This window comes from Kribbella sp. VKM Ac-2566 (genome assembly GCF_004366005.1).
In the GTDB taxonomy this organism is placed as follows: domain Bacteria; phylum Actinomycetota; class Actinomycetes; order Propionibacteriales; family Kribbellaceae; genus Kribbella; species Kribbella pratensis.
In genome coordinates this window covers 1-26140 of sequence record NZ_SODT01000008.1, presented here as the reverse complement: position 1 = coordinate 26140, position 26140 = coordinate 1, and the positions used below count along the sequence as shown (strand labels likewise).

Genomic DNA, 26140 nt, shown 5'->3' with positions numbered 1-26140 from the left:
CCGAGGTCCCGGATCAGTCGTCCAGCTTGCTGTCGGCGTACACGGTCATGGCGTCGCGCAGGTACTCGACCAGTGCGTCGTCGCCGTTGCCGATGTTCTGCCGGAACCGCTCGTCGTCGACGTACATCTGCCCGAGTCCCTTGTACGCCTCACGTGTCGGCGTCCAGAACAGACTGGTGACCTCGTAGTGCAGCTGGATCAGCTCCTGCACACTCAGGTCGGTCACTGCGACTCCTTCCGCCTTCAGCGCGGCCAGCCCTTGGTGGACCTTGGGGTAAGCCGTCCGGGCCTTCTCGGCGTCCGCTTCGGTCCAGCCGCGCATCCGCTCGTAGCTCGCGTCCACGGCCTCGTCGCCCCAGCGCTCACGCGCCTCGGCCTCGTACGGGTTGTGCTCGAATCCTTCGAAGACGTTCTCCGGTGACACCTCTCCTCCTCTCTTCAGGTTGTCGATGGTGGCGTCGACGGTCTGCACCAGCCGGCCCAGGCGCAGTTGCTCCTTGACCAGCCACTCCTTGTGCTTGGCGAGCACCTCGATCGCGTCCTGCTCGTCGCGGTGCGCGATCACCTCGCCGACCACGTCCAGACTCAGCCCGAGGTCCCGCAGCAGGAGGATCTGCTGCAACCGCAACAGTTGCTCCTGCTCGTAGTACCGCCGGCCGTTGGGAGCGACCCGGGCCGGCACCAGCAGGCCGATGGAGTGGTAGTGCCGGAGCGTGCGTGAGGTGACACCGGAGGACCGGGCGACCTCCGCGATCGACCACGCCATCGGGCTGCTCCTTTCGTTCTCCGTCGACATCCCCGACGTTAGATGTTGCCGCTACGTCAACTTCAAGCCGATTTGTCGAGGGGATGCGGCAGGATGCGGAGACATGAGTGATTTCGCGGCCAGCGCCGTTCCGCTGACCGGTGGGTACGGCGGGCAGACGTTCGCGGTGAGCGCCGGCGACGAGGACGCCGTCATCAAGTTCTACGCGCGCGACCCGGAGCGGGCCGCCGTCGACGCCTCGCTGCTCGAACTGGTGCGCGGACTGCTGCCGGTGCCGCGGGTGCTGGACCTGAAGCGCGACGGGTCCTTCGAGGATCCGCCGTACCTGCTGACCGAGCGGCTGCCGGGGATCAACCTGCAGGTCTTCCTCGAGTCGGCGACGGACGAGGAGCGGCGGCGGGTCGGGACGCAACTGGGGGAGTTGCTGGCGCGGCTGAGCGGGATGCCGTTCCTGCGGTCCGGGATGTTCCGGGGCGGTGAACTGACGGTCGAGCCGTTCGGGTTCGGCGACCTGGCGGAGTACGTCGCGGGTCTCCGGCTCGGGTTCGACGACCGGCAGCGGGAGGGCTTCGCGGCGGTGATCGACGAGGCGGAGGACGTGCTGGCGGACGGCGTGCACCGGGTCTGCCTCGTGCACAGCGACTTCAACCCGAAGAACCTGCTGGTCGACCCCGGGACGGTGCGGATCACCGGGCTGATCGACTGGGAGTTCGCGCACGCGGGTTCGCCGTACGCCGATCTCGGCAACCTGCTCCGCTTCTCGGAGGACCGGATCCTGGCCGGGGCAGTGCTGGACGCGCTCCGGGGAATGGGGCTGGGGGAGCGGCTGGTGGACCTCGGCCGGGCGGCCGATCTGTGGGCGCTGCTGGACCTCGCGGAGCGGGCTGCCGAGCACGAGGTCGCGGCGGCCGCGCACCGTCTGGTCTCCCGAATGGCGGACACCGGCACCCTGGCCGGGGGCCGTCCGGACCTGGACGTCGTACATTGAGATCAGTGGCACGTCGGGAGACCTCGGCGGGCGGCCGGTCGGCACCGGGTGCCCCAGGTTGTGCTGTCTTCGTCAAGACCGGTATTCTGTGAGATGCGCTATGGGCCCGCGCGACCTCGGACGGAGCAGGCTCGTGCTCGCAGCAGTCGGTGGTGAATCTGTGCTCTTCAGGCAATCCAGCGGTTTGATGCGATCCAACGGTTCATGACGCGACCGCACAACACCACCAGTCCACGGAGCAACCCACCACATGACGGCCAGCATCGAGGCACCTCTCGACCCCGCAGTGCGCACCACCCCGCAGGTAGCGGTCAATGACATCGGGTCGGAGGCAGACTTCCTCGCCGCGATCGATCAGACCATCAAGTACTTCAACGACGGCGACATCGTTGAAGGGACCATCGTCAAGGTCGACCGGGACGAGGTTCTCCTCGACATCGGTTACAAGACCGAAGGCGTCATCCCCTCCCGTGAGCTGTCGATCAAGCACGACGTCGACCCGAACGAGGTCGTCAACGTCGGCGACCACGTCGAGGCCCTGGTTCTCCAGAAGGAGGACAAGGAAGGCCGTCTGATCCTGTCCAAGAAGCGCGCTCAGTACGAGAAGGCGTGGGGCACGATCGAGAAGATCAAGGAAGAGGACGGCGTCGTCACCGGCACCGTCATCGAGGTCGTCAAGGGTGGACTCATCCTGGACATCGGCCTCCGCGGCTTCCTGCCGGCCTCGCTCGTCGAGATGCGCCGGGTCCGCGACCTCCAGCCGTACGTCGGCCAGGAGATCGAGGCCAAGATCATCGAGCTGGACAAGAACCGCAACAACGTGGTCCTGTCCCGCCGGGCGTGGCTGGAGCAGACGCAGTCCGAGGTGCGGATGAACTTCCTCACCCAGCTGCAGAAGGGCCAGATCCGCAAGGGTGTCGTCTCCTCGATCGTCAACTTCGGTGCGTTCGTGGACCTCGGCGGCGTCGACGGTCTGGTGCACGTCTCGGAGCTGTCCTGGAAGCACATCGACCACCCGACCGAGGTCGTCGAGGTCGGCCAGGAGGTCACCGTCGAGGTGCTGGACGTCGACATGGACCGCGAGCGCGTCTCGCTGTCGCTGAAGGCGACCCAGGAAGACCCGTGGCAGCAGTTCGCCCGGACCCACCAGATGGGCCAGATCGTGCCCGGCAAGGTCACCAAGCTGGTTCCGTTCGGTGCGTTCGTCCGCGTGGAGGAGGGCATCGAAGGTCTGGTGCACATCTCCGAGCTGGCCGAGCGGCACGTCGAGATCCCGGAGCAGGTCGTCCAGGTCAACGACGACACGATGGTCAAGATCATCGACATCGATCTCGAGCGTCGCCGGATCTCGTTGTCGCTGAAGCAGGCCAACGAGGGTCTGGACCCGGTCTCGGACGACTTCGACCCGACGCTCTACGGCATGACGGCGACGTACGACGACCAGGGCAACTACATCTATCCGGAGGGCTTCGACCCGGAGACGGGCGAGTGGCTCGAGGGCTTCGACGCGCAGCGCGAGGAGTGGGAGCGGCAGTACGCCGAGGCCCACACGCGCTGGGAGGCCCACAAGAAGCAGATCGAGGACGCCAAGACGGCGGACGTCGAGGCCGGCGAGGCGTCGACGTACTCCTCCGCGGCTGCCCCGAAGGACGACGCTCCCGTCGAGGGTGCGCTCGCTTCCGACGAGGCACTGCAGGCGCTTCGCGAGAAGCTGACCGGCCAGGGCTGATCCGGTAGCAGTACCACTCAAGACCCCCGCACCCTCACCGGGTGCGGGGGTCTTGTCGTTTCGGCCCGGACGGCTCACCCGCCGGCCGAACCGGGTCGGTAGGCTGCGACGGTGCTGAGAGTGGGACTGACTGGCGGGATCGGTGCCGGGAAGAGCGCGGTGTCGTCGCGGCTGGCCGAGCGGGGTGCCGTGGTGATCGACTCCGACGTGCTCGCGCGGGATGTGGTCGCGCGCGGGACCGACGGTCTCGCGGAGGTCGTCGAGGCGTTCGGTGCCGGCGTACTGGCGGCCGATGGTGAGCTGGACCGGCCGGCGCTCGGGAAGATCGTGTTCGGCGACGAGACCGCGCGGCGGAAGCTGGAGGCGATCATTCATCCCCGGGTCCGGGCGCGGGCGGCCGAGATCGAGGCCGGTGCGGCGGCGGACGCGATCGTGGTGCACGACATCCCGCTGCTGGTCGAGACGGGTCAGGCGGACCGGTTCGACCTGGTGCTGGTCGTCGATGTGCCGGTGGAGGTCCAGGTACAGCGGCTGACCGCGCAGCGTGGAATGACTGACGAGGAAGCGAAACAGCGGATCGCCAGCCAGGCGTCGCGGGACGACCGGCTCGCGGCCGCGGACGTGGTGGTCGGCAACTCCGGCAGCCTGGCCGACCTGGATCGCCGCCTGGACGAGGTGTGGGCCACACTCGTACACCGCCAAGGCCACGGTCCGGACACGAAAAGGTGACCCTTGCGCGGGAAATGATGCATCCGGGACCGGCTGTACGAGAATCTGTCCCGGTTCGGCCCGAGGTGTGTTCCAGGGCCGGACACGATCGGCGCATCCCGCGCCGGTCCAAACGTCCGACGTTGGGAGGTTGGCGTGGTTTGCCCGCGCTGCAGCTCTGACGTCCCCGAGGTGTCGCACTTCTGCCATCACTGTGGCAACGACATGCGCACCGGGGACTCCGAGCGGAAGAACGCGTACGCCGCCAGGCCCGATGAGGCCGTGGCCTCGTTCAAACTGGTCTCGACGATCATGCCGCAGGGGTCCGGCAAGCAGCCGTACACCTACAAGGTCGCGCTCGGCATCGCCCTGCTGCTGACCGTGGTGACGGCCGCGCTCGGCGCGCTGCCGGTGGCGATCATGATCGCGGCGTTCGCGATCCCGATCGTCTACATCATCTACCTGTACGACGTGAACCTCTGGGAGGACGAGCCGATCCCTGTGGTCGCCGCGGCCTTCGTGCTGACCGGCGTACTCGCGGCGCTGTTCACCTGGATCTGGTCGGACAAGGTGGGGCTGTCGATCGCCACGATCGGCGAGAACCGCTCCGGCCCGTCCTTACGGGACCTGCTGATCGTGCTCCTCCTGGTGCCGGTCGTGTCGGAGCTGATCCGGCAGATCGGCCCGCTCTACCTCGCGTCGCGGCCGCGGTACGACGACCTGATGGACGGCTTCACGTTCGGTGTGGTCGCCGGTGTCGGCTACGCGTGCTTCGAGACGCTGGTGCTGCACTGGGGCTGGATCAGCGGCGGCTTCGCCGGTCCGGGCAGCAGCGCCGGGACCTGGATCTCGATCGTCGTGCTGCACGGCTTCATCAAGCCGCTGGTGTACGGCTCGGCGACCGGTCTCGCGGGCGCGGAGTTCTCCGGCCTGGGCGAGAAGTACGACGGTTTCACCCCGCGCTGGGTGGGTGGCCTGCTGCAGGCGATGGTGGTGAACGCGCTGTTCCAGGGCGGCATCTACCTGCTCGGCTTCGTCGGCGGTCGCGGCTCGACCGTCGGTGCGATCCTCGGCGTCGTCTGGGGCCTCTTGCTGCTCGGCGCGCTGATCATCCGGGTCCGGACCGTGCTCCACAAGGGCCTCCTGGAGGCTGCGCTGGAGTCGGCCGCCCGGGGTGGCTCCAACCACGCGTCCGGCGAGCTGGCGTTCTGCTCGCGCTGTGAGATGCCGCTGCTCCCGCACTCGGACTTCTGCTCGGCGTGCGGCAACTCGGTGCGATCCGTGCCGAAGTCCGCCCGCGGGGTGACAGCCGCGGCGGGCGCCAGTGGGTACGAAGCGACGACTGGGGAGACGCAAGCATGAGCAACCAGCAGCCGCCCTACGGTGGCCAGCCGGGGCAGCAGCCCGGTCAGCAGCCTGGCTACGGACAGCAGCCGGGCTACGGGCAGCAGCCCGGGTACGGCCAGCAACCAGGCCAGCCAGGCCAGCCAGGTCAGCAGCCAGGCCAGCCAGGCCAGCCAGGTCAGCAGCCAGGTCAGCAGCCAGGTCAGCCGGGTCAGCCGGGTCACCAGCCTGGTTACGGGCAGCCGCAGCCTGGGTACGGTCAGCAGGCGCCGTACCCTCAGCAGCCGACGTTCCCTGGGCAGCAGCAGTACCAGCAGCCCCAGCAGGGCTACCCGGGTCAGCAGCAGGGGTATCCCGGCCAGCAGCCGGGCTTCCCCGGACAGCAGCCCCCGTACGGCGGCCAGCAGCAGTGGGGTCAGCAGCCTCCGCGCCGTGGTGGTGGCGGCAGCGGCAAGACCCTGATGATCGCCGGCGGTGCGTTCGCGGTCGTGGCGATCATCGGCGTCGTACTCGCCCTGATCTTCAAGGGCGGCGACGACGAACAGGCCGACCCGACACCGACCCCGACCTCGGCGCCGACCTCACAGCCGACCGAGGAACCGACGGGCGAGCCCACCGGTGAGCCGACGTCTGAGCCCACCGGCTCGCCGACCACGGAGCCGACCACGGAACCGAACGGCGGCGACGAGGGCATCGAGGTTGCCGAAGGCGTCTACGTGAAGCCGCGGACGGGGTACATCCGCAAGAGCGTCGACGGATTCAAGGGCGTCGTCCTGGTCAAGCAGGGCGAGGGCGTCTTCATGGTCCAGGCCGCGAAGGTGACGGGTACCAGCGCAGCGGCGCTGCTGCCGCAGGTCCTCAAGACCGACACCAAGAGCCTGTCCTCGGTCAAGACCAACGAGGTCAAGACGACGACACCGGGTCCGGACGACAAGACCCCGGTCAAGGTCCTGCTCACCCAGTCGTACTCCGGCATGCAGAGCAGCCAGAGCGGCAGCCTCGCGGTCGTCGGGTTCGTCGCGGTCGTGGAGCGGGAGGACGGCGTGTTCACCGTCGCCAGGGCGTACGGGCGCAAGGACAAGCTCTCGACGCTCGACCCGGACACCACGGCCATGTTGAAGTCGGTGCTGCAGAGTCAGTGAGCGGAAAGCGAGACAAGGGGACCGGCGGTAATCCCTGGGTCAACCAGACCGGACCGGACCCGGACGAGACCGACGAGGCGGAGGACCAGCTCCCGCCGTCGCCGTGGGATCTCGAGGTGACTCCACCGCCGTCGCCGTGGGGCGGCGGCGGTGCGCCCGGACCGGGTCCTGGACCTGGCCCGGGGTCCGGTGCCGGGCCTGGCCCGGCGACGCAGACCTCGTCGGCGTGGGGCGACAAGGTCGGCCCGCCCGCGTTGCGCCGTCCGCCGCCGGAGAAGAAGCGCTTCTCCGTCCCGCCGCTGCTGATCCCGATCGGCGCCGGCCTGCTCGTGGTCGCGCTCGTCGCGGTCGTGCTGGTGGCGCTGTCCGGCGGTGACAAGAAGGCAGACCCGGGCCGGTCGCCGAGTCCGTCTGCCGGTACGCCGACCGCGCCGGCATCGTCGTACCAGCCGCCGCCGAACGCGCTGCCGGTCGGGTTCGGCGTCTCGATCGTCCCGGCTCAGGGCTGGGTCGAGGTCACCTGGGAGAAGCGCGGCAAGCAGGTCGCGATCTACCCGCCGGGGACGAAGCCGGGCCCGAACGCCGACGCGCGGGCCTTCCTGTGGGTGCGCCAGAAGGAGAAGGTCACCGCGAACGCGTACCTGCTCGGCATCGTCGAGGGCGAGGTCGACAAGGAAATTGCGCAGCTCGGCAACGTACGGAACCTGCCGTGCCCGAAGGACGTCCTGGTGGAGTGCGTCGCGATCGATTACACCTCCAGCTTCAAGGCTGCCGACGGCACGGAGTCGAAGGTCAAGGGCTCCGTCGAGGTGTACCGGCGCAAGGACAACGTCGTCACCGCGCTGGACTTCCGGACCATGGCCGACTTCGCCCCGAAGGCAGAGGCGGACGCCGCGATCATGAAGAAGTCCGTGATCGACAGTCTGTGACGGATCCCCAGAACTACCGCGAGGAACAACTATGAGTCAGCAGTACGGTCCGCCGCCGGGCCCGCCGCCGGCACCCGCTCCCGGCGGCTGGGGCACCGGGCCGCAGGTGCAGGGACAGCAGGGACCGCCCGCAGGACAAGGCGTCGGCGTCGGCGTCGGTGGCTGGGGCCCCGGTCCGGGCCGGCCGAGCCGTCCGCCGAGGCCGAACCGGACGCCCTGGATCATCATGGCGGGCGCGATCGTGGCGGTGCTGCTGGTCGCGGTCGGCGTCGTGCTGATGGTGAACGGCAAGGACGACGAGCCGACCACGCAGTCGTCGCCGGAGCCGACGGGCCGCACCATGTACACGCCGTCGCCGACGCCGACCCCGAACGACTCCAAGGGGCCGAACGACGTCGGGGTCGAGGTCGGCTGGGGGATCTGGTTCACGCCGTCCAAGGGCTGGCTGCCGGACTGGGACAAGTCCAGGAGCGGGAAGAACTACATCCTGCAGCAGTTCAACGCGCGCGGGCTGATCGACGGGTACTACTGGGTCCGTCAGACCGAGCTGTACGACGCGAAGGGCTTCGCCGAGCACCTCGTCGACGTCGAGTCGAACGGCATGGAGGGCGTCCGGATCGGCAAGGGCACCGCCTGCAAGCCGGCGAACCCGAACATCAAGGCCTGCTACGCGGTCACCTACACCGGCGCCTGGGTCGCGAAGAACGGCAGGAAGGTCGCGATGCAGGGCTTCGTCACCGCCTACCAGGACCAGTTCGACCGCACCACCGCCACCGACGCGGCCCTCGAGACCCGCGTCTACGCCCGCCGCGTGAACGAGCTCATCTACATGAACAACAGCGTCATAAAAAGCTTCTGACAGCGTCCTGACCTGGGATTTTTAGAAACTGTCGGCGCGGGACCGTACGGTGGAGGGCATGAGACAGGTCTCGGATCTCCAGCGTATGGTCGCGCCGCTGAAAGTGGTGTCCGACTTCGAGCCGGCCGGTGACCAGCCGGCCGCGATCGCGGACCTCGAGCGGCGGATCAACGCCGGCGAGCAGGACGTGGTGCTGCTGGGCGCCACCGGTACAGGTAAGACCGCGACGATCGCCTGGCTGGCCGAGAAGATCCAGCGCCCGATGCTGATCCTGCAGCCGAACAAGACGCTCGCCGCCCAGTTCGCGAACGAGTTGCGGCAGTTCTTCCCCGCCAACGCCGTCGAGTACTTCGTGTCGTACTACGACTACTACCAGCCCGAGGCGTACGTCCCGCAGACGGACACCTACATCGAGAAGGACTCCTCGATCAACGAGGAGGTCGAGCGGCTGCGGCACTCCGCGACGTGGTCGCTGCTCACCCGCCGCGACGTGATCGTGGTGGCGACCGTCTCCTGTATCTACGGCCTGGGCTCCGCCGACGAGTACCTGAACCGCATGATCCACGTGAAGGTCGGCACCGAGATGGACCGCGACGGCCTGCTCCGCAAGCTGGTCGGCGTGCAGTACGCGCGCAACGACCTGGCCGGGACCCGCGGCACGTTCCGGGTCCGCGGCGACACGCTCGAGGTCTTCCCGGTGTACCAGGAACTCGCCGTCCGGGTGGAGTTCTTCGGTGACGAGATCGAGCGGGTGATGACGCTGCATCCGCTGACCGGCGAGGTGATCAGCGAGGAGGACGAGGTCTACATCGGCGCCGCCACGCACTACGTGACCGCGCCGGAGCGGATGGAGCGCGCGATCACCTCGATCGAGGCCGAGCTGGAGGAGCGGCTCGCCGAGCTCGAGCGCGGCGGGCAGCTGCTGGAGGCGCAGCGGCTGCGGATGCGTACGACGTACGACATCGAGATGATGCGCCAGATCGGGACGTGCTCCGGGATCGAGAACTACTCCCGGCACACCGACGGGCGCGAGCCCGGTACGGCGCCGCACTGCCTGCTGGACTACTTCCCCGAGGACTTCGTGCTGGTCATCGACGAGTCGCACGTGACCGTCCCGCAGATCGGCGGGATGTACGAGGGGGACATGTCCCGGAAGCGGACCCTGGTCGAACACGGCTTCCGGCTGCCGTCGGCGATGGACAACCGGCCGCTGCGCTGGGAGGAGTTCCTGGAGCGGATCGGCCAGACCGTGTACCTGTCCGCGACCCCGGGGCAGTACGAGCAGGACAAGTCCGACGGGTACGTCGAGCAGCTCATCCGGCCGACCGGTCTGGTCGACCCCGAGGTGATCGTGAAGCCGACCAAGGGCCAGATCGACGACCTGATCCACGAGATCCGGCTCCGGGTCGAGCGCGACGAGCGGGTCCTGGTCACCACGCTCACCAAGAAGATGTCCGAGGACCTGACCGACTACCTGCTGGAGATGGGGATCCGGACCAGGTACCTGCACAGCGAGGTCGACACGCTCCGCCGGGTCGAGCTGCTGCGCGAGCTGCGGATGGGGGAGTACGACGTTCTCGTCGGTATCAACCTGCTCCGCGAGGGTCTGGACCTGCCCGAGGTGTCGCTGGTCGCGATCCTGGACGCCGACAAGGAAGGCTTCCTGCGGTCGGGCCGTTCGCTGATCCAGACGATCGGCCGCGCCGCCCGGAACGTGTCAGGTCAGGTGTTCATGTACGCGGACAAGATCACCCCGTCGATGGAGCAGGCGATCGACGAGACCAACCGGCGGCGCGCGAAACAGATCGCGTACAACGAGGAGCACGGGGTCGACCCGCAGCCGCTGCGGAAGAAGATCGCCGACATCACCGACATGCTGGCCCGCGAGGACGCGGACACCGCCGAACTGCTCGGCTCCGGCCGCACCCAGTCGCGCGGCAAGGCGCCGGTCCCCGGCGGAGGTAAGGCGAAGGCCGGCGAGAAGGCGAAGGAACTGGCCGGTGGTCTCCCGTCGTCCGACCTGGCCGACCTGATCCAGCAGCTGACCGACCAGATGCACAACGCCGCTGCCGAGCTCCAGTTCGAGGTCGCCGCCCGCTACCGCGACGAGATCTCCGAACTGAAGAAGGAGCTCCGCCAGATGACCAACGCCGGCGCGAAGTAGCCGGGAGAGTCCGTGTTCGACCATCTGTCGCTGCAGTGCGATGACCTCGACGCCAGCCGGCGGTTCTACGAACAGACGCTCGGCCCGCTCGGGATCGCGGTGACCTTGAACTTCGGAGACGTTCTCGGGCTGGCCGGGCGGGACGGCGTACCGAAGTTCTGGCTCGGCCGGCAGACCACCGGCGGGGTCCAGCGAGAGATCCACCTGGCGTTCACGGCGCCGGACCGTGCGACGGTCGGCACCGTTCATCGGGCCACCGTGGAGCTGGGGGCAGAGGTGCTGCACGAGCCGAAGGAGTGGCCGGAGTACCACCCGGGCTACTACGCGGTGTTCCTGCGTGATCCGGACGGCAACAACGTCGAAGTCGTCTCACACAGCTGATCCGGAGGTACGAGATGGCGCGGCTTGGCGACGACGAGGTACTCGAGTACTGCCTGGGGAAGGCGGGGGCTTGGCAGGATGAGCCGTGGGACGGGGATGCGGTCGCGAAGGTGGGGCCGAAGATCTTTGCGTTTCTCGGGGGCGGTGCGGTCGGGCTGAAGTGCGGTGCGAACCGCGAGGAGGCTGACGAGTTGGTGGACACCTACCCGGCCGACGTCGGCAAGATGGCGTACATCGGGCGCGCCGGGTGGAACACGGTGCGGCTCGGGGGAGCGGTGCCGGACGACGAGGTGCTGGAGCTGATCGACGCGTCGTACGAGACCGTGGTGGCGAAGCTGCCGAAGCGGCAACGACCGACGGCCGGCGATTGATCGGCGGCCAATAGGTTACGGGCTGCGACTATTCCCTGACGGGCCTGTGATGATTTCGACAGGCGGACACGGCGTCCTGGATTTGGAGTCTTGGACGTCAAGCCGTCAGAATGGTCCTCGAGAAGGGGAGTATTCCTTTTGCGGCGGCATCGTCATCACGGTCAGGGCTCGTCCTGGACCCGGTGCCCTCGGCGTCACACGATGTAACGCAGTGTGACGCGGAAGAGACCTTCGGAGTCGATTTTTCATCTGAGCTCCGGAGGATTCTGTGCACGTAGCTGACTATGTCTGGTACATCACCGTCGGCCTGCTGCTGGCGCTGCTGGCCTTCGACGTCTTCGTCATCGGCCGCCGCCCGCACGAGCCGAGCACCCGCGAATCGGCCACCGCGATCGCGTTCTACGTCGGTCTCGCGGTTGTCTTCGGCCTCGGGGTCTGGTGGTTCTCCGGCGGGCAGTACGCCGGGGAGTTCTTCGCCGGCTGGCTCACCGAGTACAGCCTGAGCGTCGACAACCTGTTCATCTTCTTGATCATCATGTCCAGGTTCGGCGTACCGAGGAAGTACCAGCAGACCGCGCTGCTGGTCGGCATCATCCTGGCGCTGGTTTTCCGCGGCATCTTCATCGCGGTCGGCGCGGCCGCGATCAACCAGTTCTCGTGGGTCTTCTACATCTTCGGCGCGTTCCTGGTCTACACCGCGATCCATCTCGCCAAGCAGGGCGAGAACGACGACGAGGACTTCAAGGAGAACGCGGTCATCCGGTTCGCGAAGCGGCGGCTGAACGCCACCGACGAGTACAACGGCGTGAAGCTGACGCTGAAGAAGAACGGCCGGCGGTTCGTCACCCCGATGGCGATCGTGATCATCGCGCTCGGCACCACCGACCTGCTGTTCGCGCTCGACTCGATCCCGGCGATCTACGGTCTCACCCAGGAGCCGTTCCTGGTCTTCGCCGCGAACGTGTTCGCGCTGATGGGTCTGCGGCAGCTGTACTTCCTGCTCGGTGACCTGCTCCGCCGCCTGGTGTACCTGTCGCTCGGCCTGTCGGTGGTGCTCGCGTTCATCGGCGTGAAGCTGGTGCTGCACGCGATGCATGTGAACGAACTGCCGTTCATCAACGGCGGTCACCACATCGACTGGGCGCCGGAGATCCCGATCTGGTTCTCGCTCGGCTTCATCATCGTGACCCTGGGCATCACCACGATCCTCAGTCTGCACAAGTCCCGCACGATGCAGGCGGAGGAGCCGGCCGACAAGGTCGAGCCCTCGGAGCCGGAGCTGCACCACAAGGAGTCCTGAGCACAGCAGATCGCCCCGGACCGCACAGTCGCGGTCCGGGGCGGTTGCATGTGTCAGAAGCGCGCCGCAGTGACCAGCGTCGCCCGGCGGTCGTCGGTGAGTGCCTCGTTCTCCAGGCGCTTGCCGGTCTCGGACGCGTGCAGCATCCCCGCCGGGGACACGAACCCGACGTGGTTCACCTCTTTCCCGGGTCGCGCGAAGAAGTACAGGTCACCCGGCCGCGCGTCGTCGATGGGAATGTTCGGCAGCGTGTCCGCCTGGTCGTGCGCATCGCGCGGCGTCCGCAACCCGAGCACCCGGCTGACGGCGTGGATCAGCCCGGAACAGTCCAGCCCGTACGCCGACGTACCGCCCCACAGGTACTCCAGCCCGAGGAACTGCTCGCCGAGGCGCAACCGCTCGTCGGCATCGGACGGCTCGGACACGGACCGCAGTGCGGCGTCCGCAAGCCAGCCCGAGCCGCCGTCGGGTGTCGCCACCCGCGTGTACCCGTCGGCGTGTTCGTCGGAGGCCAGCACCGTCCCGAACGACAGCTCCGAGATCGGCCGGCCGTCAGGCTCGGCAAGCAAGGAGGCCGTCGGTACGGCGATTGCGACCGGGTCCGACGCGCTCTGCGGCAGCTCGCCGAGGTGACTCGACGGAACCCAGCCCGGGTACCCGAGCTCGTCCTGGGACGACGGCTGCCACGGCGCGAGGACCTCGGACCAGCCGTCCCGCTCCGAGCGCACCAGGACGGGCTCGGCGAACAGCAGCTGGGTCAGGGTCCGGCCGTGCAGGCCGAGCCGGGTCTCGGTGTCCATCGACTTGGCCCACGCGGCCACGTCGGGCTGTGCGGCGGTGGCCGGGGCGTCGATGTCACGCGGCGCGTCCGGTGACGTCCAGACGGTACTGATCGGGACCTTGGCGGCGGCTAACTTCATACGGTCAAGCCTGTCACGCCCAGTCCCGGAGCAGAAGGCAGGTGGATCAGCGAGCCGTCGTACCGGATCCCGCCGGTCACGGGCGCCTCGCGGAGCCACCAGGCGGCATCCAGGTCGTTGACCGCCGTCGTCGGGTACGCCGAGACCAGTGCGGCCGCCGCGCCGACGCCGACGTGGCTCTCCATCATGCAGCCGACGATCGCGCCGAGGCCGTGCTCGCGGGCGAGTTCGAGGAGCGTCCGCGCCGGCGCCAGCCCGCCGCACTTCGCGAGCTTCACGTTCACGAGGTCGGCCGCGCCGTGCCGGATCACCGCCACCAGGTCGCGGACGCCGTACACGGACTCGTCGGCGAGGATCGGCGTACTGACCCGATCGGTCACCCAGGCCATGCCGTCGAGGTCGGCTGCGGCGACCGGCTGCTCAACGAGTTCGATCGCGCAGCCGGCGTCCTCGAGGGCGCGAATCACCGTGACGGCGTCACGCCGCGTCCAGCCCTGGTTGGCGTCCAGGCGCAGCCGCGGCGCGGGGCCGATCGCGTCCCGGACCCGGCGAACGCGCTCGATGTCGCCGGCCGCGTCGGTGCCGACCTTGATCTTGAGTACGTCGAACCCGTCCGCGACCCGGGCCTTCCCGGCATCGGCCAGCGCGTCCGCGTCGCCGACCGACAGCGTCACGTCCGTCCGGACCACGTCGGTCGTCGACCCGAGGAACCCGTGCAGCGTCAGCCCGCGCCGCCGCGCCGCGAGGTCGTGCAGCGCGACGTCGACGGCGTCCTTCGCCCCGAAGTTGCCGACCGCCGCGCCCTGCACGCGACGCAGCGCCTCGGTGAGATCGTCCGGGCCGAGCCCGTCGAGCGCAGTGGTGATCGGGCCTTCGATACAGGCCTGCGAGCCGGCGAGCGAGTCGCCGGTCACCTTCCAGACCTGCGGCGCCTCGCCCCAGCCGCTGTGCTCGCCGTCGCTCACCTCGACCAGGAGCGACTCGACGTGGGTCGCCGTCCGCAGTGCGGTGACGAACGGGGTGTGCAGCGGTGCCGAGACCAGGTGGGTGGTGAGTTTCACCGCACTGCCTCCAGGTTGTGCCGGTGGTTCCAGGCCTCGAGTGCGATCGACGCGATCAGTTGCTGTGCCTCGGTGTCCGGCAGCTCGGACGTCGTACACACGACGAGCACGAACGGGTCGGCGTCCTTCGGGCGAACGATGCCGCCGTCGTGCCGGATCCGGCTGTCCCAGCCGTTCTTGTGCTCGACGCGCGTCCCCTTCGGCAGCAGCGCGGGGATCTCGCCGTTCCACCGGTTGGACGCCAGCAGTTCGCGCAGGTATTCGCCGTGCTCGCCCTGCTGGTTGCCTACCGCAACGAGGGCCCCGGCCAGGCCGGCCGGGCTCATCAGGTTGCTGATCCCGGCGCGGGCGGCGGGGACGTCGTCGATCCCGCGCTGGATCCTGGACTCCGGCGCGGGCGAGCTGGGCAGGGTCGACTCGGCCAGGGCGGCGTGGGCGGCCGCGATCCCGACCTGCTCGAGCACCAGGTCGGTCGCCAGGTTGCTGGACCGGGTGATCATCTCGGTCGCCAGCCAGTTGAGCGGCACCTTCTTGCCCAGCTGCTCCCAGGTCTTCGGTGCCTCGTCCTCCGCCGGGTTCACGCCGAACCGGCCACCGGCCGCGGACTCGAAGTCGTTGTGCACGGCCACCGGCTGAAAGATCGCCAGCTCACCCGCCTCGACCTTGCGCATCATCGCCATCGCCACCGGCAGCTTCATCGTGCTCGCGGAGTAGTGCGCGCGCTCCGCCTCGTGCACGAACACCGGCGTACCGTCCAACCGGCCCAGCCAGACCCCGAACTCACCGGCCCCGTCGACCTGCCGCAGCAGCTCCGCGATTCCCATGCCGCTCACCCAATCACAGCCTCGGACCTGGCAGACTGCCGAGGGTGTCACGGGCAATCGGTCTTCTTATCGGCTTCGCGGCCGACCGGCTCGTCGGCGACCCCCGCCGCTTCCACCCGGTCGCCGGCTTCGGCCAGACCGCTGCCCGCCTCGAGAAGCACCTGTACGCCGATTCGCGCGTCAACGGCACTGTCCACACCGCGGTTCTCGTCGGAGGCGCGACGGTTCTGGGCCTCGCGGCCGAGCGGCTCACCCGTCGGCATCCGATCCTGCACGCCGCAGTCACTGCCGCCGCCACGTGGACCGTTCTCGGCGCACGCAGCCTCGACCGCGAGGCCGAAACGATGGCCGCCTTGCTGGAGGAGAAGGACATCCCGGCGGCGCGTGACCGGCTGAGTCACCTGTGCGCTCGCGACGCGACCGACCTCGAGGCCGACGAGCTGGCCCGGGCGACGGTCGAGTCGCTCGCCGAGAACACATCGGACGCATGCGTCGCGCCACTGCTCTGGGGCGGGGTCCTCGGCGTGCCCGGTCTGCTCGGGTATCGCGCCGCGAACACGCTGGACGCGATGGTCGGCTACAAGTCACCGAAGTACCTGAACTTCGGGTGGGCGTCTGCGCGGTTGGACGACGTACTGAACCTGTTGCCGGCGCGGGTGTGCGCGCTGCTGACCGGCCTCGTGGCGGGTCGGGTGCAGGAGACGACGCGCGTCTGGCGGCGGGATGCGCCGAAGCATCCGAGCCCGAACGCCGGGCCGGTCGAGGCGGCGTTCGCTGGGGCGCTCGGGCTGACGCTCGGCGGGACGAACAGCTACGGGACCTACGCGGAGGATCGCGGCACACTGGGCGACGGTCCGGCGCCGACGGTCGCCGACGTCCGGCGTACGGCGGCACTCGCACGGTGGGTCGGGATGGCAGCGGCGGTACTGGCCGCGGCGATCGGGGGAAAGGGGAAGCGATGGAGTTGACGCATCGTCCGATGCGGATCGCGTTGATCCGGCACGGCGAGTCCGAGGCGAACCTGGACAAGACGATCTACGAACGCACTCCCGACCACGCGGTTCCGCTGACGGCCCTGGGACACGAGCAGGCGGGCAAGGCGGGGCGGGACCTTCGGGAGCTGTTCGAGAACGAGCCGGTCCGCGTGTACGTATCGCCGTACCTGCGGGCGCGGCAGACGCTGGACTCGCTCGGGCTGGACGACTTGATCGGCGTACCGCGGGAGGAGCCGCGGCTTCGGGAGCAGGACTGGGCCAACCTCCAGGACACGGAGGACATCGAGCGGCAGGAGCAGTTGCGCGACTCGTTCGGGCACTTCTTCTACCGGTTCACGCACGGTGAGTCCGGTTCGGATGTGTACGACCGGGTGTCGACGTTCCTCGAGACCATGCACCGCGACTTCGAGAAACCGAACGCGCCGCGCAACGTGCTGCTGGTGTCGCACGGGCTCACGATGCGGCTGTTCTGCATGCGCTGGTTCCACTGGTCGGTGCGGTTCTTCGAGTCACTGCGAAACCCGGCCAACGCGGAAACCCGCGTTCTGCTCCGGCAACCGGACTTCCGCTACAAGCTGGACCGCCCGTTCGAACAGTGGGCCGCCTACCAACCGACGGAACGCGAACGCTCGGCCTGGTTGTAGGGTCCTGTGGGAGGGCTACTCGACGGGAGTGATCGCATGGTGGTGGACCAGATCCGCGCGGCAACCCAGGACCTGCTGGACGCGCTGACGCCGCAGCAGCTGAACAAGATCTCGGCGCCGTTCAACACCCCCGATCACCAGACCTGGACCTACCTGCCCGGTGCTGTTCCGGGCCTGCCGCTGACCGAGCTTTCCGCGGAGCAGGAGGCCCTCGTCGTCCGCCTGCTCGAACTCGTCTACAGCAAGCGCGGTCTGGCCGACTTCCGCGCCGTGATGGCGGCCGAGATCATCGTCCGCGGTCTCAGTGATCCGATGGAGGTCGCGGAGGCCGGGGGATGGGAAGGGTCGACGGTCGGCGACCGCTACTACCTCCGCGTGCTCGGCGACCCCGCCGGGACCGGGCCGTGGGCCTGGCGGCTGAACGGTCACCATCTGGCGCTGCACGTGACTCTGGTGGACGGTGCGATCTCGTTCACCCCGCAGTTCTTCGGGTCGAATCCCGCGGAGGTCCTGTCCGGGCCGCACGCCGGGCGACGGTTCCTGGCGGCCGAACAGGATCTCGGCTTCCAGCTCCTGCACGCCCTCGAGCCGGCCCAGCTCGAAGTCGCCCTCGTCTCGGACGCGGCGCCCGACGACATCCTGACCCGCCACGACCCGGTCGCCGACCCGTCGCTGCTGCACCGCGGCCTGGCGTACGGCGACATGAACGAGGACCAGCGCCAGCTCCTGAGCCTCCTCATCGGTCAGTACGTCGGCCGCGCCGCCGGGCCGATCGGGTTGCAGACGTGGAACGACATCACCGAGCAGGGGATCGAGCGCCTGACCTTCGCCTGGGCCGGCGCGACCCAGCCGGGCATCGGCCACGGCCACTACTACTCGATCGCCGGCCCCACCTTCCTCGCCGAGTACGACAACACCCAGGACAACGCCAACCACATCCACTCGGTCTGGCGAGACCTGCGCAACGACTGGGGCATGGACCTCCTGGCAGCCCATTACGCCATGCACCGCTGACTGGTTCAGTGCACGGGCAGGAACTCGTGGGTCGCGATCCAGGTGGAGGTGCGGTGCCCGAGCCGGTTGCCGTCGTCCATCGCCTGCCGGAAGTGCAGCCCCAGCCAGATCCTGGCGTTCTTGGTTTCCGCGTCCAGGGCCGCCGCGGTGGCGTAGTGGCGGCTCGTCCCGGTGACCGAGGACGAGACGTCGATATCGATCGAGCGCGCTCCGAAGAGCCTGCTGAACGTCTCCGATGCGGCGCCGGTGAGGCAGGCGTGCCCGCTCACATATTCCGGGTACGGCGGTGTCGCGACCAGCGGGCTCCAGCTGGGATCGGCCGCGGTCGCGGGATTCCCGTCGGTGTCCGCCAGCCGGATCGCAGTGATCGGACGCCAGTACGCGTAGTCGTATTTCGCCCGCCAGCAGCCGATCACCGCGTCGGCGGTACCGGTGTTGAGGAGCGCGAAGGCGCGCGCGGTCCGGACGATGTCCATTCCGCTGCTCGTCGTTCGGTCCCGTAACGCCGCGTTGTACTGCACGGGCACGGGCGCGTTCCAGAACAGCGCGGTCTGGGTCTGCTCAGGGGTGCGGGACGAACCCACGGCGGCGCCCATCGCCTTCACCTCGGCGAAGTCACGGGCGTAGGCCTTCGACGTGATCGGGTCGGGACCGGGCAGCCGCACCTGGGTCGGCGACTTCAGCGCGAGGGGTCGCACGAAGCCGAGCCAGGGAGCGAGCATCGGCGCGAACAGTTCCGGGGTCGGACGCCACACACCCGGGGCAGGGGTGACATCGAGAGTGATGGGCGCGCCACGCCCGTCGTTCGTCCGTGCCGCGATCAGCGACGCCGCCGCAGCCTCGCCGACTCGCTGCCCACGACTCTTCGCGGAACCGTCGGGGATGCCGCTGAGCGAGGTGGCGTAGTCAGACGCGAGATTCGAAGCGGAGGCGGGGAAGTAGTGGCTCAGGACGCGGTACGCCGCAGTGGCGGCCGCTGCTTCCGTCGACGCCCTGCCGTGGACCGACGGTTGTCGCAGGTACGGCCGGTAGCGCCCCTCGATCGCCACCACCGCGTCGTACACGGCGATCGAGACGAAGCCGAAGTACAGCGTGGAGACCGGGACCGGAGTGGCGTTCTCGGTGAAGATGGTGCGGGTGGCAATCGTGTTCCAGGTGGTGACGACCGCCGGATCGGAGTGGTGTGCCGAAGCGTCGGCCGGAACCGTGACGGCCGAGCCGGCGAGTCCGGCGACCAGGACGACGGACGTGGCAAGCGCGTGATTGAAGCGCACAGGAGTCTCCTTCAGTCGAAAGTCGAACGACTTGCGCTGAAGCAACGATGTGCGCTGCTGGAGGGGGTCAGCGGCTCAAGCCCTCTCTGCCCGGACTACACCCGGGGTCCAGTGCGGTCAAGCATCAAGCGTTGGCTCTGCAGGTGCTGCCCGGGGACGTCGGATAGAGTCGCGGCGTCAATCGACGGCATCAGCAGGAACCCGGTGTGAGTCCGGGGCGGTCCCGCCACTGTGACCCGTGAAGGGGAGTCAGGAACTGCCGCCGTCGTACCTGAAGTCGGGGCGTGGATACCCCGGAAAGGAACGCGTGCGCATGCCTGCGAAGCTGTTGTTGCTGTCCACTGCCGACACCGACCTGCTGGCGGCCGCCGCGGCGGCCGCCGGGTGGAGCGTTGCGAACCCGGCCCGGCTCGAACTTGCCGGTCTCGAACCACTGCTCGACGACGCCGAGATCGTCGTCGTCCGGTTGCTCGGTGGGCGCCGCGCTTGGGAGGACGGGCTCGACGCGGTCCTCGCCTCGGGGAAGCCCACGGTTGTCGTGAGCGGTGAGGCCGCGCCGGACGCCGAGTTGATGTCGCTGTCGACCGTGCCCGCCGGTGCGGTCACCGAGGCGCTCGCCTACCTGCGTGAGGGCGGCGCGGACAATCTCCGCAACCTGGCCGGCTTCCTGCGGGACACGTTGCTGCTGACCGGCGACGAATTCGATCCCCCACGTGCGCTCCCGGCGTACGGCGTCCGTGGATCCTTCGTCGACGACGATCGGCCCGTGGTCGGGATCGTGTACTACCGCGCGCACGAGATCTCCGGGAACACCGCCTTCGTCGACGCGCTCGCGGCGGCGGTCGCCGAGGCCGGCGCGCAACCACTTCCCGTGTACTGCGGGACTCTTCGCGGGCTCGACCCGGCCGAGAACGTCGAGCTCTTCGATCTGCTGCGGAAGTGCGACGTGCTGGTCACCACACTCCTCGCCGCGGGCGGTGCGGTGGCGGCGAACGCGAGCGCGGGCGGTGCGGATGATGCGTGGGACGCGGGCGCCCTGGCGTCGCTCGACATCCCGTTGATCCAGGGCCTCGCACTCACCTCGACCCGCGAGCAGTGGGTGGAGAGCGACGCCGCCGTGAGCCCGCTGGACGCCGCGACGCAGGTGGCGATTCCGGAGTTCGACGGTCGGCTGATCACGATCCCGTTCTCGTTCAAGGCGTACGACGCCGATGGTCTGGCGCGTTATGCGCCGGATGCGGAGCGGTGCGCGCGGCTGGCCGGGATCGCGGTCGCGCATGCCCGGCTGCGGCACGTTCCGCCGGCCGAGAAGCGGATCGCGCTCGTGTTGTCGTCGTACCCGACCAAGCATGCGCGGATCGGGAACGCTGTCGGGCTGGACACGCCGGCGTCGGCCGTCGTCTTGCTCGGGCAGTTGAAGGACGCCGGATACGACCTGGGCGACCTCGATCTGAGCGAGCTGCAGGGCGCGGACGGTACGGACGGCTTGATTCACCGGTTGATCGCGGCGGGCGGACACGACGTCGACTGGCTGACGGACGAGCAGTTGGCCAACGCGGTCGCCAAGGTCCCGCTGTCCACGTACGCCACCTGGTTCGGTCGCGTGCCGGAGTCGTTGCAGGAGGCAATGACCGGGGCGTGGGGTGAGGCGCCGGGGGAGTTGTACGTCGACACGTCCGGTGACGAGCCGGCGATCGCGCTCGCCGCGCTGCGGTTCGGGAACGTGGTGCTGATGATCCAGCCGCCGCGTGGCTTCGGCGAGAACCCGGTCGCGATCTACCACGACCCGGACATGGCGCCGTCGCACCACTACCTGGCGGCGTACCGCTGGCTGGAGGCGTCACCCGACGAGGGCGGATTCGGCGCGCAGGCCGTCGTACATCTCGGGAAGCACGGCACGCTGGAATGGCTGCCCGGGAAGGGGATCGGGATGGCGGCCGGCTGCGCGCCCGATGCCGTACTCGGGAACCTGCCGATGGTGTATCCGTTCATCGTCAACGACCCCGGCGAGGGGACGCAGGCGAAGCGGCGGGCGCACGCGACGATCGTCGACCACCTGGTGCCGCCGATGGCGCGGGCCGAGACGTACGGCGACATGGCGAAGCTGGAGTACCTGCTCGACGAGTACGCGACGGTGTCGGCGCTCGACCCGGAGAAGGTGCCGACGCTGCGCGCGCAGATCTGGACGCTGATCCAGGCGGCGCAGTTGCACCACGATCTGCACACTTCCGAGAAGCCGGACGACGAGGAGTTCGACGAATTCGTCCTGCATCTGGACGGGTATCTCTGCGAGATCAAGGACGTGCAGATCCGCGACGGGCTGCATGTGCTGGGCGGGGCGCCGGAGGGTGAAGCGCGGGTCAACCTGGTGCTCGCCGTACTGCGCGCTCGGCAACTGTGGGGTGGTTCGTACTCGATCCCCGGGCTGCGGGCGGCGCTGGGTGACACGTTCGGAGTGGACGAGGCCGAACTGCTTGCCAACCCCGGGGCCGCCGCCGACCTCGCCGACCTCGCGACGCTGGCCGATCTGCCGGCGGTCAGTGGCGCGGACGGGGTCGATCTGCTGGAGGCGGTTGCGCGGAAGCTCGTGGTGGGGATGGAGACGCTGAGCTGGGACGCGACGAAGGTCCCGGTGGTGGTCGGCGAGGTTCTGGGCCGCGCATCCGAGCAGGTCGAGGCGTCGCTCACCTTCGCGGCAACCGAAGTCGTCCCGCGGCTCGGACGCACGGGTGACGAGCTGGCGAACGTCCTGCGGGCGTTGGACGGGCGGTTCGTGGAGGCTGGGCCGTCCGGCTCGCCGACTCGCGGGCTGGTGAACGTGCTGCCGACCGGCCGCAACTTCTATGCGGTCGACCCGAAGGCGATCCCGAGCCGCAACGCCTGGGACGTCGGCGTCGCACTCGCCGACTCGCTGCTGGCGCGGCACCAGGCAGAGACCGGGGAGTGGCCGCGATCCGTCGGCCTCACCGTCTGGGGTACGTCGGCCATGCGCACGCAGGGCGACGACCTCGCCGAAGTGCTCTGGCTGCTCGGCTGCCGCCCGGTCTGGGACGAGGCCTCACGACGCGTCACCACCTTCGAAGTGGTCGGTCTCGAGGAGCTCGGCCGGCCGCGGATCGACGTGACGATCCGGATCTCCGGCTTCTTCCGGGACGCGTTCCCGCATGTCGTCGCGCTGCTGGACGAGGCGGTGCGGACGGTGGCCTCCCTGGACGAGGATGCTGCGAGCAACTACTTGCGCGCGCACGTGGAGGCAGACGTTGCGGCGGGCAATGATCTGAGGCAGTCGACGGCTCGCGTGTTCGGCTCCAAGCCCGGTTCGTACGGCGCCGGCCTGCTGCCGCTGGTCGACGCGCGGAACTGGCGTACCGACGCCGAGCTGGCGGAGGTGTACGCCGTGTGGGGCGGGTACGCGTACGGCAAGGACCTCGACGGCGCCGAGGCCCGCGGCTCGATGGAACGCGCGTACGCCAGGATCCAGGTCGCGGCGAAGAACGCGGACACCCGCGAGCACGACATCATGGACTCTGACGACTACTTCCAATACCACGGCGGCATGATCGCGATGGTGCGGCACCTCACCGGCGCCAACCCGAAGGCGTACGTCGGCGACTCCGCCGTACCCGCACAGGTTCGGACCCGGACCTTGGACGAGGAGGCGAAGCGGGTCTTCCGTGCGAGGGTGGTGAACCCGCGGTGGATGGCGGCGATGCGGCGGCACGGGTACAAGGGCGCGTTCGAGATGGCCGCGACCGTGGACTACCTGTTCGGGTACGACGCGACCGCGGGCGTCGTCGACGACTGGATGTACGAGTCGCTGACCACGGAGTACGTCGCCGATCCGGAGATGGCCGAGTTCTTCCGCAAGTCGAACCCGTGGGCACGGCACGGGATCGCGGAACGGCTGCTGGAGGCGGCGCAGCGCGGGCTGTGGGCGGAGCCGTCGGCCGAGGCGCTGGAGACGCTGCGGAACGCAGTCCTTGAGACGGAGGGTGACATCGAGGACCGCGGCTGATTGGGTAGATGCATGCCCCGAGTGCTGATCACCAACGACGACGGTTACCGAGCGCCAGGCATCCGGGCGGTCGCGCCGGCGATCGCCGGGCTCGGGTACGACGTACTCGTGGTCGCTCCGATGATCGACGAGAGCGGTGTCGGCTCCGCGCGGGCCGGGATCGTCAACCGGCCGATCCGGACCGCGTCCGACGTGGAGAACGGCGTGACGTTCGTCGGGATCGAGGGCACCCCGGCCATCGCGGTGACGATGGCGCAGGCCGGTGCGTTCGGTGCGCCGCCGGACCTGGTGCTGTCGGGGATCAACCGCGGGATGAACATCGGGGTGTCGATCTTCCACTCAGGCACCGTCGCGGCGGCCCTGACGGCGGCCGAGACAGGTACGTCGGCGGTTGCCGTCAGCCTCGACTCGGAGGACCCTTTGCACTGGGCGACCGCGGCGACCATCGCGGGCGAAGCGCTCGGGTGGATCGCCGGCGAGCCGGGCGGGACGGTGCTGACGATCAACGTTCCGGACCGTCCGCTGGACCAGTTGGCCGGCGTACGGCACGCGTCACTGGCCGTGAACCGGCGTACCCGCCTCGTCGCCACGACAGCTCCGTCGGGTGAGCCGATGATCGCCCTGGAGCGCACCCCGCAAGCCGCCACGGTTCCGGGCACCGACGAGGCTCTCCTCGCCGAAGGTTTCGTGACGGTCACCCCGATCGTCGGCATCCGTGAGGTCAGGGACGACGCCGCCGCCACCGCACTCGCGAAGCGCCTGATGAGCTGAAGCTGTTCGTCGCCGAGTACGGCGCGACGGACGCACCGCCGCTGTTGTTCATCCACGGCCACGGCGGCGGTTACCAGTGGCAGCGGTGCCAGGGCGAGTTGTTGGGGCGCTCGCTGCATTCGGTCTCGGCGACCGATTCCAGGAGCTGTCCTTCCACGATCCGTCGCGCCGCTCCGAGTTCGTGCGCCTCGGCGAAGCGGCCGGTTTCACCGACGAGATGTAGGCCCGCGGCAACAATCACATGGTGACCCTGCCCGAGCTGCACACCTCGAAGCTCGACCGGCTGGCAGTAATTCCGCAGCCGACCTCGCCACAGACCCGGTCTCGGTCGACACCTACCGCAACACCGTTCCGACCGGCCAAGTCGTCACCTTCACCCGCTCCGGCCACTTCCCGCACTTCGAAGAGCCAAAGCAGTACGCCGACCTGGTGTGCAACTTCGTCCACCAACACGTCTCGGGCGCGGTGCGTGATCGACTGCGGGCCCGGGTCTCACCGAATTCGAGATCCAGCGCCGTGGCACGAAGATCCCCGGAGTGAAGAAGCAGCCGCTTCGGGGGGGCTGCGGTGGATCGTCGAGGCCACCAACACCTGGTGGTCGAACTACGGCCAACTCCGAAGAAACACCGATCGGCGCCCCCCTCGCCACGCTGCGCTCTGCCTCGCGACAACCGTGCTGATCGTCGGGCGGCTGATCGATTGGCGCGACCGGTGGAGCCCAGCGTGATGCCTATCCGCTCAGGGTCCTAAGTAGCCGACCGACCGCGACCGAGCAGCGATCGGGAGGCGACTGGGCAGCGATCGGGCAGTTGCTGGCCGGGAGCTTTCCACCTGGACGGTGCCTGGAGACGTTGACGGCAAGACAAGCTGCCCGTCAGAACGGTGGTGGGTCCGCCGACGGCTGTCTTGTCGACGGTTGTCCTGTTGGTGGATGGATCCTTGGTTGCTGATCGTTGTGGTTCTCGTTGTGGTTTTGGGCGATCGGGCCGCGGGCGGGTGGGACGGTGGTGTAGCGGTGGCCGGTGGGGGCGGTGAGGGTGACGGAGCCGTCGGGGTGGGTGGTGGTTTTCCATCCCCACGTCGGGGTGTCTTTGATGACGTGGTGGTATTCGCAGTAGGGCACTAGCCCGGTCAGGTTTGTCCGGCCGGATTGTTTGAATGGTGTGGCGTGGTCGCGGTCGCATTGGCGTGAGGTGCGGTTGCAGCCGGGCCAGGCGCAGACGGGGTGGCGGGCGAGCAGGGTTTCGGTGACGACCGTGCCTGGGTCGTGGCGGTGGGTGGAGGCTTCGAGGACGGTGCCGTTGGTGGGGTCGGTGAGGAGTCGTCGCCAGGTGCCGTCGCGTGCGATGCGGCGGGCCATTTCGGCGGGGATGGGTCCGTAGCCGGTGAGTTCGCAGGGGTTGTCGTCCACGCCGAGGAGGGTGGTGATGGGGACGAGGATCTCGATGTGGGGTCGTCGGCGGTGTTGGTCGGGTAGGCGGCGGCCGAGCCAGTCGAGGCCGTTGTGCAGCATGTGCTCGAACACGTCGGCTACTACGTCGGCTCGTCGTTGCTCGACGTTCCGCTCATCCTTTGCCCGCTGACCGGACTCCATCTCGGCCGGCTCACCGGAGAAATCCACTCCGGACCCGACGGTCCCGGTGACATCGTCACCACCAGCGCCGTCGGACTTGGCGCTGGGCGTGGCATTGGGCGTGGCATTGGACTTGGCATTGGACTTGGCGTTGGAATTGGAGTTGGCGCTGGACTCGGACTTGGTCGTCCGGGCTCCAGGGGCCGCGTCGGTGGTCGCGGTGCTGGGTTTGCCGGTGGGGTGGGTGGCTGGCGTCTGGTCGTTTGTGTGGTGGGGGTTGGTGGTTGGTGTTGGGCGTTTGGCGAGGTCGGCCATGGCTTGGATGACGACCCACATTTGCTGGATCTTGTCGGCGGTGTGCACGACCC

General features: G+C 68.8%; 23 protein-coding genes and 1 riboswitch. Of the genes, 16 read left to right on the top strand and 7 right to left on the bottom strand.

Annotation, left to right across the window (positions count from 1 at the left end; genetic code table 11):
- Positions 1–13: 13 nt before the first annotated feature.
- The gene (locus EV647_RS03170; RefSeq protein ID WP_133998138.1) at positions 14–766 is read right to left on the bottom strand and encodes a TipAS antibiotic-recognition domain-containing protein; all 753 of its coding nucleotides are present in this window, start codon (positions 764–766) and stop codon (positions 14–16) included.
- Between the two features lie 103 nt (positions 767–869).
- Between EV647_RS03170 and EV647_RS03165 the strand changes: the two genes are divergently transcribed.
- The 11 genes from EV647_RS03165 (at position 870) to EV647_RS03115 (ending at position 12681) form a co-directional block, all read left to right on the top strand.
- Positions 870–1754 (top strand): phosphotransferase family protein, encoded by an 885-nt coding sequence (locus EV647_RS03165; protein ID WP_133998136.1) that lies wholly within the window; start codon positions 870–872, stop codon positions 1752–1754.
- Positions 1755–2004: 250 nt separating this feature from the next.
- Positions 2005–3483 carry a 30S ribosomal protein S1 gene (gene rpsA, locus EV647_RS03160; RefSeq protein WP_133998133.1) on the top strand — a complete coding sequence of 493 codons (1479 nt, stop codon included), beginning with the start codon at positions 2005–2007 and terminating at the stop codon, positions 3481–3483.
- Positions 3484–3594: 111 nt separating this feature from the next.
- Positions 3595–4212: a dephospho-CoA kinase gene (gene coaE / locus EV647_RS03155; protein WP_133998130.1), complete on the top strand. Its 618-nt coding sequence runs from the start codon at positions 3595–3597 to the stop codon at positions 4210–4212.
- Between the two features lie 204 nt (positions 4213–4416).
- Positions 4417–5553 (top strand): PrsW family glutamic-type intramembrane protease, encoded by a 1137-nt coding sequence (locus EV647_RS03150; RefSeq protein WP_238177010.1) that lies wholly within the window; start codon positions 4417–4419, stop codon positions 5551–5553.
- Positions 5550–6677 carry a PT domain-containing protein gene (locus EV647_RS42465; RefSeq protein WP_202876029.1) on the top strand — a complete coding sequence of 376 codons (1128 nt, stop codon included), beginning with the start codon at positions 5550–5552 and terminating at the stop codon, positions 6675–6677. The genes EV647_RS03150 and EV647_RS42465 overlap by 4 nt, the downstream gene beginning before the upstream one ends.
- Positions 6674–7606 (top strand): hypothetical protein, encoded by a 933-nt coding sequence (locus EV647_RS03140; RefSeq protein ID WP_133998124.1) that lies wholly within the window; start codon positions 6674–6676, stop codon positions 7604–7606. The genes EV647_RS42465 and EV647_RS03140 overlap by 4 nt, the downstream gene beginning before the upstream one ends.
- A gap of 31 nt (positions 7607–7637) precedes the next feature.
- A complete protein-coding gene (locus tag EV647_RS03135; protein WP_238177009.1) occupies positions 7638–8465 on the top strand; it encodes a hypothetical protein in 828 nt (275 codons plus the stop codon).
- 58 nt (positions 8466–8523) lie between these two features.
- The gene (uvrB, locus tag EV647_RS03130; RefSeq protein ID WP_133998121.1) at positions 8524–10629 is read left to right on the top strand and encodes an excinuclease ABC subunit UvrB; all 2106 of its coding nucleotides are present in this window, start codon (positions 8524–8526) and stop codon (positions 10627–10629) included.
- 12 nt (positions 10630–10641) lie between these two features.
- On the top strand, positions 10642–11010 hold the full coding sequence (locus EV647_RS03125) for a VOC family protein (protein WP_133998118.1): 369 nt from the start codon (positions 10642–10644) through the stop codon (positions 11008–11010).
- 14 nt (positions 11011–11024) lie between these two features.
- Complete coding sequence (locus EV647_RS03120; protein ID WP_133998114.1) at positions 11025–11381, top strand: MmcQ/YjbR family DNA-binding protein; 357 nt, start codon at positions 11025–11027, stop codon at positions 11379–11381.
- A gap of 268 nt (positions 11382–11649) precedes the next feature.
- Complete coding sequence (locus tag EV647_RS03115; RefSeq protein WP_133998111.1) at positions 11650–12681, top strand: TerC family protein; 1032 nt, start codon at positions 11650–11652, stop codon at positions 12679–12681.
- 53 nt (positions 12682–12734) lie between these two features.
- Here EV647_RS03115 and EV647_RS03110 read toward each other — a convergent pair whose 3' ends face one another.
- From EV647_RS03110 to EV647_RS03100, 3 genes are read right to left on the bottom strand one after another with little or no spacing between them, the layout of a single operon-like run.
- Positions 12735–13601 (bottom strand): NlpC/P60 family protein, encoded by an 867-nt coding sequence (locus EV647_RS03110; protein WP_133998108.1) that lies wholly within the window; start codon positions 13599–13601, stop codon positions 12735–12737.
- Entirely contained in the window at positions 13598–14662 is a 1065-nt protein-coding gene (locus tag EV647_RS03105) for a mandelate racemase/muconate lactonizing enzyme family protein (RefSeq protein WP_133998105.1), read from the bottom strand. The genes EV647_RS03110 and EV647_RS03105 overlap by 4 nt, the downstream gene beginning before the upstream one ends.
- A complete protein-coding gene (locus tag EV647_RS03100) occupies positions 14659–15486 on the bottom strand; it encodes a serine hydrolase (RefSeq protein ID WP_133998102.1) in 828 nt (275 codons plus the stop codon). Before EV647_RS03100 ends, EV647_RS03105 begins: the two co-directional genes overlap by 4 nt.
- Before the next feature lie 44 nt (positions 15487–15530).
- Between EV647_RS03100 and EV647_RS03095 the strand changes: the two genes are divergently transcribed.
- From EV647_RS03095 to EV647_RS03085, 3 genes are read left to right on the top strand one after another with little or no spacing between them, the layout of a single operon-like run.
- Positions 15531–16454: a cobalamin biosynthesis protein gene (locus EV647_RS03095; protein ID WP_202876028.1), complete on the top strand. Its 924-nt coding sequence runs from the start codon at positions 15531–15533 to the stop codon at positions 16452–16454.
- Positions 16445–17125 carry a histidine phosphatase family protein gene (locus tag EV647_RS03090; protein ID WP_133998100.1) on the top strand — a complete coding sequence of 227 codons (681 nt, stop codon included), beginning with the start codon at positions 16445–16447 and terminating at the stop codon, positions 17123–17125. The genes EV647_RS03095 and EV647_RS03090 overlap by 10 nt, the downstream gene beginning before the upstream one ends.
- A 36-nt stretch (positions 17126–17161) precedes the next feature.
- On the top strand, positions 17162–18139 hold the full coding sequence (locus tag EV647_RS03085) for a DUF3500 domain-containing protein (RefSeq protein WP_133998097.1): 978 nt from the start codon (positions 17162–17164) through the stop codon (positions 18137–18139).
- A gap of 5 nt (positions 18140–18144) precedes the next feature.
- On the opposite strand, the gene EV647_RS03080 is transcribed toward EV647_RS03085, so the two are convergent.
- A complete protein-coding gene (locus tag EV647_RS03080) occupies positions 18145–19413 on the bottom strand; it encodes a vanadium-dependent haloperoxidase (protein ID WP_133998094.1) in 1269 nt (422 codons plus the stop codon).
- Between the two features lie 155 nt (positions 19414–19568).
- Positions 19569–19692: riboswitch (cobalamin riboswitch) on the top strand.
- Positions 19693–19726: 34 nt separating this feature from the next.
- Between EV647_RS03080 and cobN the strand changes: the two genes are divergently transcribed.
- Both cobN and surE read left to right on the top strand, forming a co-directional pair.
- Positions 19727–23428, top strand: a complete 3702-nt coding sequence (gene cobN / locus EV647_RS03075; RefSeq protein WP_133998091.1) for a cobaltochelatase subunit CobN — start codon at positions 19727–19729, stop codon at positions 23426–23428.
- A gap of 12 nt (positions 23429–23440) precedes the next feature.
- Complete coding sequence (gene surE / locus EV647_RS03070; RefSeq protein ID WP_133998088.1) at positions 23441–24199, top strand: 5'/3'-nucleotidase SurE; 759 nt, start codon at positions 23441–23443, stop codon at positions 24197–24199.
- A 70-nt stretch (positions 24200–24269) separates the two neighbouring features.
- Here surE and EV647_RS41855 read toward each other — a convergent pair whose 3' ends face one another.
- On the bottom strand, positions 24270–24440 hold the full coding sequence (locus EV647_RS41855) for a hypothetical protein (RefSeq protein ID WP_166680214.1): 171 nt from the start codon (positions 24438–24440) through the stop codon (positions 24270–24272).
- A 633-nt stretch (positions 24441–25073) separates the two neighbouring features.
- Positions 25074–26140, bottom strand: a 1067-nt coding sequence (locus EV647_RS03065; RefSeq protein ID WP_133998085.1) for an HNH endonuclease signature motif containing protein, incomplete at its 5' end; no start/stop codon positions are given.